Raw genomic sequence first — 15,754 nt, 5'->3', positions numbered from 1 at the left:
GTATTCGTTATTTTATATATAAATTTTCAATGATTAACTTCGGTTACATTCATTTAAATTAACTAAAATCATATTTAATGGCACTTAATTGCGATTGATCCAAAAATGGACATAATGATACTGAGTTTCAGAGTGAAGGGAATTGTGTCTGTATATCACAAACTGTAAAAACAACTTTTCAGGAATTCATAACGCAAATGGAACTGTTGTATTTGGCACAGTGATATCGACATCGGGTGGAGAATGCTACGTATGCGGTTTTATTTGAACTATGGATTCCATGGAGTTCATTGGTTTTCAGATAATAACTATTGTGCATTCCTTTTTAGCAATTGATGCGCAACCGTTCGGGTATTTTTCGGATAAAAAGTAGAAAAATGAATTGCGGTAATTGGACTGTCCTAATAATTATTTGTCTCTGGATAAATTGTGCGTATTCGCAAGCGAATCCGGCGTCAAAAATTATCTCAGACGAATCCGCTATGAATTCTTTACCTGAGCTGGGTGGTGGAAATACGGAACAACAGTCGCAAAAGAGTGATTCGCAGAATACGTCAATACAGAAAAAGGCATCAGATTATTTTGTTAATTCCGCTACTCAGGGATTTGAGAACCTGACGCCAGATGCGCTGGAATCACAAGCGCGCGGGTATGTGCATAACCAGATAATATCATCAGCCCAGTCCTATATTGAAAGCGCAATGTCGCCGTGGGGGAATATCCGCGCCAGCCTGGCAGTAAGTGATGAAGGCGATCTGGAAGGCAGCTCTTTGGACTATTTTATCCCCTGGTACGATAACAATAAGTCGCTATTTTTTAGTCAGTTTTCAGCAATGCGCAAAGAAGAGCGCACCATTGGCAATGCGGGAATAGGCATTCGCCAGAACGTAGGGGATTGGTTACTGGGTGGCAACGTATTCTATGACTATGATTTTAGCCGCCGTCATCAACGTCTGGGCTTTGGTGGTGAAGCATGGACAAACTATCTGAAATTGTCAGGAAATTATTACCACCCGCTGTCAGACTGGCAGGATTCAGAAGATTTTGATTTTTATGAAGAAAGGCCAGCCCGTGGATGGGATGTCCGTATGGAAGGGTGGTTGCCTGCCTGGCCGCAGTTTGGGGGTAAGCTGATATATGAACGCTATTACGGTGACGAAGTTGCGTTATTTGGCAAAGACAATTTACAGAAAGATCCTCATGCCACAACGGTTGGATTAACGTACACGCCCGTTCCTCTTCTGACGTTAGGGGCCGACTATAAAGCCGATGGCGGCGATAATTCTGAGTTGAGTATTAATGCTGCCATTAATTATCGCTTTGGCACTGCCTTAAAGGATCAGCTCAATTCGGATAATGTTGAGGCGATGCATTCAATAATTGCTAGCCGCCATGATTTTGTCGAGCGTAATAATTTTATCGTACTTGAATATCGCGAGAAAGATCCGCTGGAAGTCAGTTTATGGTTAAAAGCGGATGCGGCAAATGAGCATCCGGAATGCGTTATTAAAGATACACCCGAGGCGGCAATAGGCCTTGAGAAATGCCGCTGGACGATTAATGCGCTCATTAAACATCATTACAAAATTATTGCAGCATCATGGCAATCAAAAAATAACGCCAATCAAACGTTAGTTATGCCGGTTATTAAAGCTCATACCCTGGCCGAGGGGAATAACAATCGCTGGAATCTTGTTTTGCCTGCCTGGCATAACGCGCCGACAGATGCTGAACGTAACGCGCTAAACACATGGCGGGTACGTATTGCGCTGGAAGATGAAAAGGGCAATCGTCAGAACTCCGGTGTGGTGGAAATCAGCATTAAGCAAAACCGCCATATTGAGCTGATTGCGGATAACAGCACGGATACCGATCGTACCGACCACAGCCATGAAGCCAGCGTACAGGCTGACGGCAAACAAGGCATCACCCTGGCGCTGCTGCTGACGGATGCTTTTGGCGATACCACGGATAACAAAGGCAATACGCTGAAAGATGAAGTCATGGCTCCAGAGCTTTATGACAGCAACGATCAAAAAGTGACGCTACGCGATACGCCATGCGCCACGGAGTCTCCCTGCGTGTTTATTGCGGCGCGAGATAAAGAAGCGGGTACGGTCACATTGTCCAGTACGTTGCCGGGGACATTTCACTGGAAAGCGAAAACCGATGCCTACGGCGACAGCAATTTTATTGATGTCTCATTCATTGGCGATCCGTTAGGGCCGGTTAACCCGCTGATTTATCAGGTTGATGAGAGCAATCCATTGAATCTTATCGGTAAAAAAGACCGCCTTCTCGCGATGGATAAGCGCTATCGGTTTGTACTGTGGCGCGACAAAAACAACGACGGCGTTTTTCAACGTGCAGAGCAACTCAGCGAAGAAGAAATGGCGTCGTATGACTACCGCTGGGTATTTACCGGACAGAACGCACAGGGACATACCGGAGCACAAACCCATACCGAGAATCAGGACCTGATTATCCCCGCGACCAACCGGGAAGCGGCGGAGAAATTCGGCGCGATTGAACAGGGTGGTATTCAGGGATACGGATTACGTGTCGCTTACAGGTTTAAAGAAAGTCAGGGCGGAAACTGATCTTATCAGCCGCTAAAAGAATCATTCCAGGAGAACAGATATGCAGACTAAATTAACGCGACCACTGACTAAAGTCGCGATGGCGCTGGCAATTGCTGGCTATTGCACGCTTCCTTCAGCAATGGCTGCGCCACGAAGTGCCGCACTCAATCAGAACGCTCTGCAAAGCGCGACGCCGTTGCAAAGTGCGTCAGGCTGGCAGGTAAGCGGCTCAACGGGCACGATTATCGGTACCCTACCAAAAATCAAGCTGCCCGGTGCAGCGGCCACCGATGATGGTCAACATGTCAAAGTTGAAATCGATCGTTCCGGGCGTACCGGTGGGACAACGGCTTCTACGGATGGTGAAAAACAGCTCCATGTCGGGGATAAAATTACCGTCACTTGGGACATCAACGATATAGAAGGCGATACGGATACCACCGGCCTGACAAAGAAAACCATCAAGTGGATGTGTTATTCCGATCAAAGTAAGACCAACGGACGCGTATTGCAGGGCGATGGCACGGACGGCTCAGCCTCGTACTCTATCGGTGATGGCGATGCGGATTGCTACATCGGTCTGCAAATTACGCCTACTACGGAAACCGGCGATCCACGCGTGGGGACATTAGTCGACCTGGCCGATCTCTCCAGCGCGACGGGCGGCGGTTCCGACAGTGATGATATTCCTGAAGGCCCGGTCGTTGACGCTAACGTTAACGTCACCATTTACGACGCCGCTGACACCACGGTCAACCTGTTGAAAGACGCCACCGTTAAACTGCATACCGGACATACCTATAAGGTCAAACTGTGGAAAGACACCAACGCCAACAACAAATATGACGATGGCGTTGATACCGATCTTACCAGCAAATATGACTATATGTGGGTGTTCTCGGGCCAGAGCGCGACAGCCGCCACCTCCGGTGACTCCTCGGTACAGAACCAGGATCTGGTTATTCCTGCAACCAACACGGAAGCGAAGAGCGTCCTTAGCAGCGCAGGCGCCGACGGTGTTCAGGGCAACAGCCTGTCCATCAAATATAAACGTAAATAATCTTCATCAGCGCCATTCCCGCAAGGGAATGGCGTCTCTGGCGAGTGAATTTTGCGAAGCCCACCGTTTGGCAAAATTTATTTTTATCGATATGTCGCAGTCACAATAAAACAGCCGAGTTTTTTATGTTTCAACACACAACATTAAAAAAGAACCTTCACTTTTTAATGCTGGCAATCATGACTTGCCTGACACTTTTTTCTGCACGCGCGAGCTCGGAAGAGGGAACCTGGCAGCGGCTTCGCGCTGAAACTGGCACCATTGACGGGACGCGTCCGAGTGCCGATGGCGCGATCCTTCCTGTCTACCAGGGGAGTATTCAACTCGACCCCGCAAAAAACTACGCTGTACCCTATACCGCCAAACCCGGGAGTTTCACCACTGATGCGACTGCCAATCGTTTAATTGTTGTCAATCCACGTGATACGGAAGGCGATTTGTTTTCCGCGCCGCCAAAAGTGCAGTGGCAGGATCAGCAGGTTCCGGGCACCAAAGTAGTATGGGCAGATGCCGCATCGCCTGATATCCCGCTTGCCCCCCAGCCCATAAACAACCAAACCTTTTGTGCTCAGAATCTTGCCGGACGTCATTTAGTGGTTTGGTCTCAGACAGACTCCACTTCAACGATCCCCTCGCTGTTTCTTTTTACCCTGACCGGTTCGCCGATAAGCGGATTACTGGAACTGCAAGAGAAAAAGGTGGCTGTTGATGTCGCGACGGCGACCGGCGACCCGCTGAGCTTGTCCGCCAGCCATTTTGACAGTGTTCTGAATGCCGCCAGGGTCAAAGCGGGAGAAACCATCACCTTAACCATCAACACCAAAGACTGTGCGGGCGAGCCGTTGGGTAACGCACCGTTCACGATTACCCGTAGCGATGCGTTTAACCGTCAGGGTGAAGTCAACAATGCCGCGCCAGTTCGCGTCGGAAATATGGAGTTAACAACCGCAGAGACGGTATTTCGTGGCGTAACGGATGAGAACGGTACGGCAACGGTAACGGTGTCTCAGGATAAGGGACCGGGCGTCAAAACTACGCTTAAAGTGGCCTCTGAGCACGTGCCGACTCAGGCAGAAAATATTGATGTCATTTTTACCACGCTGACCAGCCCGGATAGCGCAAAAGCCGCCATGTGGGGCCATATGGCGGAAAATACCCTTGTGAAGGGATACACGTTTACTCGCCCCCGGCTTGCTGCGGAAACCAGTGGCGCTAACAGTACCGTGACCGATGCTAACGAGGTCTGGGCGCTATTTGATTGGTCAGGCGCTGATGAGCACTGTAAACAGAAGCTGCCTGACGTACGGCAACTCAGCGGCCTGGCGCTTGCGCAGATGGGCTCAACGGTCCAGAACACCCTGGGTTGGCCACTTGGCAATAATGATTACTGGTCCGACTCTGAAGGCGGCGCAGGGCTGCACCTGGCCATAGATATGCGTAACCACGATGTCCGTGTGGGTAGCGATGCGGGCAATATGTTGGCTAGCTGCGTTGATAGACAGGCACCAGCCATTGCGCCCAACATCACCCTGGCGCTGGATAAATTTAATGATGATCTGAACGCCGGGGTGGCACCGACCGACGAATCTATGGTGTTGAAAGTCAGTATCACCGACAGTGAGACTGGCGAAAAGCTGCCTTATTTTTACTACACCCTGACGTCTGGCCAACCGCATAACCGTAAAAATGAAACCAGTGACGACTGGCAAAACAACCCGGTACTCATGGCGGGTGAGCATCTGAAGCAGAAAGAGGCTCACTATTATCAGGGCGTCACCAATGCAAACGGCGAGGCCACCATCACACTGACGCAACCGAAAGGTGCCGGCGTACGGACAACGATTACCGCCCGCTTGCGAGAGGGGTATACCGCGACAGACACAAAGGATGTGATTTTTACTGTCGGTACCAGCCCGGACAGCGATAAGGCCAGGATGTGGGGCCATATGAAGGGTGGCGTCATGGTTGATAACCAGCTGCTTTCGCGTCCTTTGCTGGCGGATGAGACAGAAAAAGAAACCGGCTCGATGCCAGAAAACAATGAAGTTTGGGCCACCTACAATACGCTCAGCGCGGGGACTGATCAGTGCGGGCACGGGCAGGTGGCTCCCGCTGCGCTCCTTAGTCGCCTCTACCTGGCGAATCCTGATAACCAGATGGCGTTAACGCAGGGTTGGCCAACTGGCAAAAATCTCTATCTCGCCATTGATAGCAATAATGGGAGCGCGCAGAGCGTTAATCTGGCGACGGGAATAAGCCAGACGTTTACCCCTCCGATGCCGAGCTATTTAACCTGTAACGCAACGGGGTTGGTAACGCAGCTTCAGGTACTGACTGGCGACGATGCCGCCCTGCGTAAAGCAAAGGCTAAAGTTGGCGAAACCATTAAACTCACCGTAAAAACGGTGAATGCCTTTAACGGCAAGCCCATACCTAATAGCGCATTTACTGTGACCCCGGCACATGGCCTAAACCGTCAGGGTTTGGCGGAGTACACGGACAACACCCAGGGCGACTTGATGATTAATGGACAGCACCTGAGCTTTTTGAACCCGTCATCGAAAACCTATCGGGGCACCACGGATAGCTCAGGGGTAGCGCAGTTGGACATTACCCAGCCAAATGGGGCCGGGGTTGATACGCCGCTGGCAATCGCGCTTGTGGACTCAACTATCGCCAATGCCATTAAATATGATGTGATATTTACCGTGCTGACCAGCCCTGACAGCGATAAGGCCAACATGTGGGGGCATATGAGCGATACGCTCACGGCATACGGTAACGTCTTCGAACGCCCGAAACTGAAAAGTGAAGTCACGTCGGCCACGACCTTCATGAACGAAAATAACGAACTCTGGACGCAGCCCACCAGAGCCAGCGTCAACAACCCTGATGCGGGTGGATGCGCGGCCGGTCATCTGCCACGCAGCGACCAACTCCTCTCGCTGTACAATGCTTATGGCCGTAACGTTATTCCCTCTGCCGAAGGGTGGCCGATAAACGGGTATTACTGGTCCTCGACCTCCTCCGATCCTTCCGGCAACGACTGGTATGTGCAATCTCTGGCGAATGGCAGCCAGATCCAAGCGTCCAGCTATACCGCTCAATATGTTACCTGCCTTAAAGAGGCGATTCCTGAAGTCGCGCAGATCGAACTTGAGCCTGTGAATAGCGAGCAATGGTCACAAACGCTTAACGCTGCGAAAGTCAAAAAAGGTGACACGCTGAAGCTTAAAGTGACCACCAAAGACAGCGCGGGCAATCCTTTCCCGAACGCACCGGTGGTGGTGTCGCGCGGTAATGATTTTGATCGCCAGGGCAATGAAATTTTTGGCTCTTACGCCCGCCCAGTTGACGTTAACGGGATGTCGCTTGCAAACGCAAATTCAGTCGCAAACCTGGTCACTGGTGAGGACGGGACGCTTGAACTTACGGTGACACGCCCGGATACGCAGGGAAGCAGAACCGCGATCCATGTCAAATCGAGCTACGACAACACCATCTCCGCCAGCCTTGATACGATCTTTACTGTAGTGACCAGCCCTGATTCGCCCAAAGCGCTCTGGTGGGGGCATATGGCGGAAACCGTCACAACAGAGGGATACGTATTCCAGCGGCCACGTTTGTACAGTGAATTATCCCAACCCAGCCAATACACATGGCAAACGGAGAACAATGAAAAATGGGCTCTGTTCACCTACAGCCAGGCGCAGGATAGCAGCCATGAGGGGTGCGGTACGAACTACATTCCTGAAGTGGCCATGCTGCAAGCGCTGTACAACGCCAACCCGCGAAACGCAATGCCATTCAGCCAGGGATGGCCGGTATATATAGGTTACTGGAGCAGTACGGTGGACAGCTCCTCGGTTTACAACCAGAGCTATAAAGCCATGTTGCTCGATGTTGGCATCACCTACAGTAGCGTGCCCACACAGCGTAATTACCTGACCTGCACCAACCAGGAACGCACCAAAGCTAGCCAGATCGTCCTCTCTTCTGAACAATATGTCGCTGAACTGGGCGCAGCCAAAGTGCATGCCGGACAGAAAATCGTGATCAAGGTCCAGACCCAAGATGTGCAGGGAAATAGCGCGCCGGGGACGTCGTTCATCCTAACGCGTGGTCCAGGCAAGAGCCGGGATAACGTCGTCTATCATTATACGCTGGAGATAGGGTACGCAGGTGGGTATCCGCAGTCGCTTGATAGCGGAGAAAAATTTTTTGGTGTGACTGATTCCAATGGCCAGGCGTTGATCGAAGTTGAGCAGGATAACTCACCGGGCTTAAAAACGCCGTTGACCGCGGCATTGTCTGACGACCCAACCATAGCTCAAACGATGCCGGTAATTTTCACCACACTCAGCAGTCCGGATACGCCAAAAGCCCGATTGTGGGGGCATATGACAGAAACAGTTAAGACTGCTGACGGTCTGGCGTTCCATCGTCCGCTGCTGGCAGCAGAAATCTCCAGCACGACACCGAGCTTTAACTATCGGGGCGAAGACTGGGCTAGCTTGACGTCACAGGAAGCCAAAGCGTTAACCCTTCAGGGTTGCACAGCCGCTTATCAACCAGTCATGAGCGAACTGCTCAAGCTATATCAGGAAAATAGCGGCGGAAAGCTTGAGGAAAACAATGGGTGGCCGGTGAGATTCACAAGAGGCAATGGCAACTGGTGGGCATCGGATAAAGCGCCAGCGAATGGGTTTGATCAGTACATTAACCTGAGTTCAGGTTTGGTAGCCTCAACCAGTTCAATCGTCCGTGAAGGCTTGATCTGTTTATCAGCGCCACATCCCCGCGCAAAATAGCAATGAAAAAAAACAACCGCAGCCCGACGTGGCTGCGGTTGGGATACGTATCAGGATTAATTCATCCAGCGGTCTTTCTTCTTGCGGCGCGGGATCATATGCGGAAGCAGCAGGCCCAGCAGCAGGCCGACGCCTAACACGCCGCCGCCGTACATAAACCACTGCATAATAATGGTGCGCTGCTTGTCGTCGAGTTGCAGATTAGCGGCGTTGACTTTTTTGCTCGCCACAATCAGCTCGTTTTTCAGCTTCTGATTTTCTTCTTTCAGACCATTAATGGTGCTGTCGCTGGCAGAGACCTTCTTCTGCATGTCCGACGTGCGCTCGTTCCAGGTCGCATCAATGTTGTTCAGCTTGTCGGTCAGCGTCTTGACCTGATTTTCCAGTTCCGGCACGCGGGTGCGCAGGCTCGGTTCGGTATTCAGTTCTTTAAGGGGGATCCATGCGGTACGCCCGTTGCTGTCACGTACCTGACCATAATTCGTTGACTCATTAGTCTGTAACAAGGTGACGGCTTCACCCGCGTTCAATGAACCCACCAGACGATAGTTGTCGCCGGGGCCACTGCGAACCCAGGTGGTCAATTCATCGGAGACGTAGCGTTTCTCTTCGCTATGGGCCACAGTTGAAACGCTAAGCGCGAATAAAGTCAGGCAAATCAGGCGTAATTTAGGCATCAGGTCTTCATTAATCGTTATTCGTGGGAGGATAGTAGTGCAACAGTTTGACGATGCGAAGCGCAAACCTGAATGAGAATCATCCTGGTACATCAGTGACTGGCGCACTGCCAAAGGGTTTGTCGCTCGTCTAAAACGCCTTCGGCGTGGCATTTTAGCGGAAAATACTATCTACTGACAAAAAACAGGCCCGTAAGTTCGCCGGACATTCACGCCGGTGTGACGCAACCGTAAGTAAAAAGGCTATGGCACAAGAAATCGAACTCAAATTTATTGTAATTCCCGACGCCCTTGAGGCCGTGCGCAACGTTCTCAACGGACTTTCCGGCGAGCATCACGCTCCCCGTCAGCTACTCAACGTGTATTACGAAACGCCCGACAACCAGCTGCGCCGCCACGATATGGGGCTGCGTATTCGTGGCGTGGATGGTCGCTATGAAATGACCATTAAAACCGCGGGTCGCGTGACCGGCGGCGTACACCAGCGCCCGGAATATAATGTCGCTCTGGACAGTGCCGAGCTGGATTTAGCGCGTTTCCCGGCAGATATCTGGCCCGAAGGGCTGACGGCTGATGCGCTGCAAAGCCAGGTAACACCGCTGTTTAGCACCGATTTCCATCGTGAGAAGTGGGTAGTTACTCATGGGGAAAGCCGTATTGAGCTTGCGCTCGATCGGGGTGAAGTCAAAGCGGGAGAGCACAACGAGCCGCTGTGCGAGCTGGAAATAGAACTGCTCGACGGGCAGCTTGCCGATCTCTTAAAGCTGGCGCGTCAGCTGGTGGCGGTTCCCGGTCTGCGCCAGGGTAACCTGAGCAAGGCCGCGCGCGGTTATCATCTGTCACAGGGCAATGTCGTACGGGCTATCCGTCCGCTGACGGTAATTAAAATGCCGCCGAAAGCCACTGTTGAAGAGGGGCTGCAAACGGCACTTGAGGCTGCGCTGTCCCACTGGCAATACCATGAAGAGCTGTGGGTACGCGGAAATGCGCTGGCGAAAGCGCAAGTCCAGCAGGCAATCGGCTTGATTCGCCATATTCTGGCGCTGTTCGGCGGCGTTATCCCTCGCAAAGCGAGTACTCGCTTACGTGATTTACTGACCCAGTGCGAAGTATCGCTGGTCTCGGAAGCCTCGGCGGAAACCCTGGTGTTTAGTGGCGAAATCAGCACCGCTAAGCTGGCGTTGACCGAGTGGCTGTTAACCCAAGGCTGGCAGCCGTTTGTTGATGAGAAAGACCGCCGCAAGCTGGACGACTCCTTTAAGCGCTACGCCGATATTCACCTGTCACGCCACGCCGCCGAACTGAAACAGGCGTTTTTGCAATCCTGCGGTGAGCGCTACCGCGATCAGCTGCCGCGTTTATACCGCGAGCTGGACGCTATCCGCACTCTGGCGGGCGTTTACGATACCGAAGTGGCTTTGGACTGGATCGATACCTGGGACGCGCTGCGCCATGCCATCGAAAACGGCTTACGCGGCGATATCGAATCCCTGCGCCATGAAGCCATCGCGCAATCGCCGTTCTGGCTGCACAGCGGAAAAAAATAAAAGGACCCCACCATGACGCCGCTCTCACCCTTACTGCAGCAACACGCTGAAAAAGTGCTGGCTAATCTGCCTGAGCCGTTGTCGGGCCCTGTGCTGGACGACGATGCGCAGGCGATGCTGGCCTTCAGCGATTTCGTGCGCGACGGCCTGGCCGCGCACCCGGAATGGCTGGACGAGCTACTCGGCAGGCCGCCGGAAGCCAACGAAGAACGCCATTACGCGGTCTGGCTTCAGGAGGCATTGCAGGCGGTGAGCGATGAGGCGCAACTTATGCGCGCGCTGCGTCTGTTCCGGCGGCGGATCATGGTGCGTATCGCCTGGGCGCAAACCCTGAATCGGGTCACCACGCAAAGTACCCTGTCGCAACTCAGCGTGCTGGCCGAGACACTGATCGTCGCCGCGCGCGACTGGCTGTGGGCGTCCTGCTGCCGTGAGTGGGGCACGCCGTGCAATGCCCAGGGCGAGCCGCAGCCGTTGATGATCCTCGGGATGGGGAAACTCGGCGGTGGCGAACTCAACTTTTCTTCTGATATCGACCTGATCTTCGCCTGGCCGGAAAACGGCGTCACCCAGGGCGGACGGCGCGAGCTGGACAACGCGCAGTTTTTTACCCGCATGGGCCAGCGGCTGATCAAAGTGCTCGACCAGCCGACCCAGGACGGTTTCGTTTACCGGGTGGATATGCGTTTGCGCCCGTTCGGCGACAGCGGCCCGCTGGTGCTGAGCTTCGCGGCGCTGGAAGATTATTACCAGGAACAGGGGCGCGACTGGGAGCGCTATGCCATGGTAAAAGCGCGCATTATGGGCGACAACAACGACCGCTGGAGCCAGGAACTGCGCGCCATGCTGCGCCCGTTCGTGTTCCGCCGCTATATCGATTTCAGCGTGATCCAGTCGCTGCGTAATATGAAAGGGATGATCGCCCGTGAAGTGCGGCGGCGCGGCCTGACCGATAACATCAAACTGGGCGCGGGCGGCATTCGGGAAACCGAGTTTATCGTCCAGGTATTCCAGTTGATCCGCGGCGGACGCGAGCCGTCGCTGCAATCGCGCGCGCTGTTGCCAACGCTGGAAGCCATCGACACGCTCCATCTGCTGCCGCAGGGCGATGCGGAACACTTACGCGATGCCTACCTGTTTCTACGCCGTCTCGAAAACCTGCTGCAAAGCATTAACGACGAACAAACCCAGACGCTGCCGGGGGACGAACTAAACCGCGCGCGGCTGGCCTGGGCGATGAGCGAGCCCGACTGGACGGCGCTACAGGCCACCTTAGCCAGCCATATGACGGCGGTACGGCGCATATTCAACGAGCTTATCGGCGATGACGAACCCGATGCCAGTGAAGACAAACTGGCTGAAGGCTGGCGCGAATTGTGGCAAGACGCCCATGATGCTGACGTTTCCAGTCCGGTGTTAAGTCACCTGGATAGCGACAGCCAGCGTCAGGTCGCGGCGCTGGCGGCTGAATTCCGCAAAGAGGCGGATAAACGCACCATCGGCCCGCGTGGAAGGCACGTGCTGGATCTGCTGATGCCGCGCCTGTTAAGCGAAGTGTGCGCCATGCCGATGCCTGCCGTTCCGCTGGGGCGCATCACGCCGCTGCTGTTGGGTATCGTGACCCGTACCACGTATCTGGAACTGCTCACCGAATTCCCCGGCGCGCTGAAGCATCTTATCCGGCTATGCGCCGCCTCGCCGATGATTGCCGGGCAACTGGCGCGTTATCCGCTGCTGCTTGATGAACTGCTTGATCCGAACACCTTGTACCAACCTACGGCCACCAACGCCTATCGCGATGAACTGCGTCAGTATTTACTGCGCGTCCCGGAAGATGATGAAGAGCAACAGCTTGAAGCGATGCGCCAGTTCAAACAGGCGCAACTGCTGCGCGTGGCGGCGGCTGATATCGCAGAAACCTTGCCGGTAATGAAAGTGAGCGATCACTTAACCTGGCTGGCGGAAGCGATGATCGACGCCGTGGTGCAGCAGGCCTGGGCGCTTATGGTCTCGCGCTATGGCGCGCCCACGCATCTTCAGGGCCGTGATGGGCGCGGTTTCGCCGTGGTGGGCTATGGCAAATTAGGCGGCTGGGAGCTGGGATACAGTTCCGATCTCGACCTGGTGTTTTTACACGATTGCCCGGCGGACGTGATGACTGACGGCGAGCGGGAGATCGATGGCCGCCAGTTCTATCTGCGGCTGGCCCAGCGCATCATGCACCTGTTCAGCACCCGCACCTCGTCGGGCATTTTGTATGAAGTGGATGCCCGTCTGCGCCCGTCCGGCGCGGCTGGAATGCTGGTGACCACTGTCGACGCCTTTGCCGATTATCAGCAAAACGAGGCGTGGACCTGGGAGCATCAGGCGCTGGTGCGCGCCCGCGTGGTCTATGGCGATCCGAAACTGTGCCAGGATTTTGACGCCATCCGCCGGGAGATTTTGTGTAAAGCCCGTGACGGTGCCGCGCTGCAAACCGAAGTGCGCGAGATGCGCGAGAAGATGCGCGCCCATCTTGGTAACAAACATAAAGCTCGCTTCGATATTAAAGCCGATGAAGGCGGAATTACCGATATTGAGTTTATTACCCAGTATCTGGTGCTGCGTTTCTCTCACGATGCGCCGAAGCTGACGCGCTGGTCTGATAACGTGCGCATCCTCGAGTTGCTGGCCCAGAACGACATCATGCCGGAAGAGGAAGCACGCGCGTTGACCCATGCTTACGTCACGCTGCGCGATGAATTGCACCATCTGGCGCTCCAGGAACTGCCCGGCCATGTAGAGCCTGATGCCTTCCAGGCGGAGCGGCAGCAGGTGACCCAAAGCTGGGCGGCATGGCTGGGTAAGGCATAAAAATGTGTGCGCAGGGAATTGTGATATTATCCCGCGCAAATTTGGTATCTCTCAGGAGAGTCTGGAATGAAAGTAACGCTGCCCGAGTTTGAACGCGCAGGCGTCATGGTGGTGGGCGATGTCATGCTCGATCGCTACTGGTATGGCCCCACCAGCCGTATTTCCCCGGAAGCCCCGGTCCCGGTGGTGAAAGTCGATAATATCGAAGAACGGCCCGGCGGCGCGGCAAACGTGGCGATGAACATCGCCTCGCTGGGCGCGCACTCCCGTCTGGTCGGCCTGACCGGCATTGACGATGCGGCGCGGGCGCTGAGCCAGGCGCTGGCTAACGTCAACGTGAAATGTGATTTTGTGTCGGTGCCGACTCACCCGACCATCACCAAATTGCGGGTACTTTCCCGTAACCAGCAGCTGATCCGCCTCGATTTTGAAGAGGGTTTTGAGGGCGTTGACCCGGAGCCGCTGCACGAGCGCATCAACCAGGCGCTGGGCAATATCGGCGCGCTGGTGCTGTCTGACTACGCCAAAGGCGCGCTGGCCAGCGTCCAGCAGATGATCCAACTGGCGCGCAAAGCGGGCGTTCCGGTGCTGATCGACCCGAAAGGCACCGATTTCGAACGTTATCGCGGTGCGACGCTGCTGACGCCGAACCTGTCGGAATTCGAAGCCGTGGTCGGCAAATGCAAAACTGACGCGGAAATCGTTGAGCGCGGCATGAAGCTGGTGGCCGATTATGACCTCAGCGCGCTGCTGATCACCCGCTCCGAGCAGGGCATGAGCCTGCTGCAACCGGGTAAAGATCCGCTGCATCTGCCGACCCAGGCTCAGGAAGTGTATGACGTGACCGGTGCGGGCGATACCGTGATTGGCGTGCTGGCGGCCACCCTTGCGGCGGGCAACTCGCTGGAAGAAGCCTGTTTCTTCGCTAACGCGGCGGCGGGTGTGGTAGTAGGCAAACTCGGGACCTCTACCGTGTCGCCAATTGAGCTGGAAAATGCGGTACGCGGTCGCGCCGATTCTGGTTTTGGCGTGATGGACGAAGAAGCGCTGAAACTGGCGGTAGCCGCGGCGCGTAAGCGTGGTGAGAAAGTGGTGATGACCAACGGCGTGTTTGACATCCTGCACGCCGGGCATGTGTCCTATCTGGCTAACGCCCGCAAACTGGGCGACCGGCTGATTGTGGCGGTGAACAGCGATGCGTCCACCAAACGCCTTAAGGGGGAGACCCGTCCGGTTAACCCGCTGGAACAGCGCATGATCGTGCTGGGCGCGCTGGAAGCCGTAGACTGGGTGGTATCGTTTGAAGAAGATACCCCGCAGCGCCTGATCGCAGGAATTCTGCCAGACCTGCTGGTCAAAGGTGGCGATTACAAACCAGAGGATATCGCGGGTAGCGAAGAGGTTTGGGCCAACGGCGGCGAGGTGCTGGTATTGAACTTCGAAGACGGGTGTTCAACCACCAACATCATCAAAAAGATCCAGAAAGACAGCGGTAAATAAAATAAATTGGGCCTTCAGTGAAGGCCCAATTTTTTACAGCGGTTTTTCGTCGTCAACCGGCGGGACTGCCGGCGCAGGCTGGATCACATCCACCGGCGGGATAGCCGGTGCTGGCGCAGCGGGTTGTGCAGACGTATTACTGCTTTCCAGCGCGCTGATACGCTGCTCCAGCGCCGCCAGCTTCTCGCGGGTGCGCAGCAAGACCTGCGTCTGTACATCAAATTCTTCGCGGCTGACAAGGTCGAGACGCGTCAACTGCGACTGTAAAACCTGGCGGATTTTCTTTTCAACATCATCCCCGAATTCACGAATGCCTTTTGGCATGGATTCATGAACCTGGCGGGCAATCTGCTCAATTTTTTTCGGGTCAATCATGGCGGTTTCCCAGTGCGTGAGTTACATAACCTCTTATTGTAATGCCTGTTTCCGGGAGGAGAAACCGGAAATGTATGAATCTAAGTAATAGCACAAACCGATTTATTTAGGTGGCTGAATACATTGCCGACAATAATCATTGGCGTTATAGTAATCCCGCTTATTCTCAGGGCGGGGCGAAATTCCCCACCGGCGGTAAATCAGCTTACGCTGAAAGCCCGCGAGCGCTTCAGATGTTTTTAAAAACGCTGAAGGTCAGCAGATCCGGTGTAATTCCGGGGCCGACGGTTAAAGTCCGGATGGGAGAGAGTAACGATCAAGTTGGGCATACGGCCCACTCACGTTATTT

The 15,754-nt window shown here is 54.2% G+C and carries 8 protein-coding genes and 1 riboswitch; of the genes, 6 read left to right on the top strand and 2 right to left on the bottom strand.

Features of this window, described 5'->3' with window-relative positions; translation table 11 throughout:
• Positions 1-377: 377 nt before the first annotated feature.
• From sinH to RT120_RS08160, 3 genes are read left to right on the top strand one after another with little or no spacing between them, the layout of a single operon-like run.
• Complete coding sequence (gene sinH / locus RT120_RS08170; protein ID WP_312981829.1) at positions 378-2,600, top strand: intimin-like inverse autotransporter SinH; 2,223 nt, start codon at positions 378-380, stop codon at positions 2,598-2,600.
• A 40-nt stretch (positions 2,601-2,640) separates the two neighbouring features.
• Positions 2,641-3,642, top strand: coding sequence for a SinI family autotransporter-associated protein (locus tag RT120_RS08165; RefSeq protein WP_312981694.1), 1,002 nt, complete (start codon positions 2,641-2,643; stop codon positions 3,640-3,642).
• A gap of 44 nt (positions 3,643-3,686) precedes the next feature.
• Positions 3,687-8,453 carry an adhesion domain-containing protein gene (locus RT120_RS08160; protein ID WP_312981693.1) on the top strand — a complete coding sequence of 1,589 codons (4,767 nt, stop codon included), beginning with the start codon at positions 3,687-3,689 and terminating at the stop codon, positions 8,451-8,453.
• Positions 8,454-8,509: 56 nt separating this feature from the next.
• On the opposite strand, the gene RT120_RS08155 is transcribed toward RT120_RS08160, so the two are convergent.
• Entirely contained in the window at positions 8,510-9,130 is a 621-nt protein-coding gene (locus RT120_RS08155) for a TIGR04211 family SH3 domain-containing protein (protein WP_312981692.1), read from the bottom strand.
• Between the two features lie 245 nt (positions 9,131-9,375).
• Here RT120_RS08155 and RT120_RS08150 point away from each other — a divergent pair, with 245 nt between their 5' ends.
• The 3 genes from RT120_RS08150 to hldE all read left to right on the top strand — a co-directional run bounded on the left by RT120_RS08150 (position 9,376) and on the right by hldE (position 15,030).
• Positions 9,376-10,677, top strand: a complete 1,302-nt coding sequence (locus RT120_RS08150) for an inorganic triphosphatase (RefSeq protein WP_312981690.1) — start codon at positions 9,376-9,378, stop codon at positions 10,675-10,677.
• Positions 10,678-10,689: 12 nt separating this feature from the next.
• A complete protein-coding gene (gene glnE, locus RT120_RS08145; RefSeq protein WP_312981689.1) occupies positions 10,690-13,530 on the top strand; it encodes a bifunctional [glutamate--ammonia ligase]-adenylyl-L-tyrosine phosphorylase/[glutamate--ammonia-ligase] adenylyltransferase in 2,841 nt (946 codons plus the stop codon).
• Positions 13,531-13,596: 66 nt separating this feature from the next.
• A complete protein-coding gene (gene hldE / locus RT120_RS08140; protein ID WP_312981688.1) occupies positions 13,597-15,030 on the top strand; it encodes a bifunctional D-glycero-beta-D-manno-heptose-7-phosphate kinase/D-glycero-beta-D-manno-heptose 1-phosphate adenylyltransferase HldE in 1,434 nt (477 codons plus the stop codon).
• A 33-nt stretch (positions 15,031-15,063) separates the two neighbouring features.
• On the opposite strand, the gene ubiK is transcribed toward hldE, so the two are convergent.
• Positions 15,064-15,405 (bottom strand): ubiquinone biosynthesis accessory factor UbiK, encoded by a 342-nt coding sequence (ubiK, locus tag RT120_RS08135; protein ID WP_312981687.1) that lies wholly within the window; start codon positions 15,403-15,405, stop codon positions 15,064-15,066.
• Positions 15,406-15,563: 158 nt separating this feature from the next.
• Positions 15,564-15,720: riboswitch (FMN riboswitch) on the top strand.
• Positions 15,721-15,754 lie beyond the last annotated feature (34 nt).

This window comes from Atlantibacter sp., assembly GCF_032062175.1.
Taxonomy (GTDB): Bacteria; Pseudomonadota; Gammaproteobacteria; order Enterobacterales; family Enterobacteriaceae; genus Atlantibacter.
This window is presented reverse-complemented; position numbering and strand designations above follow the sequence as displayed.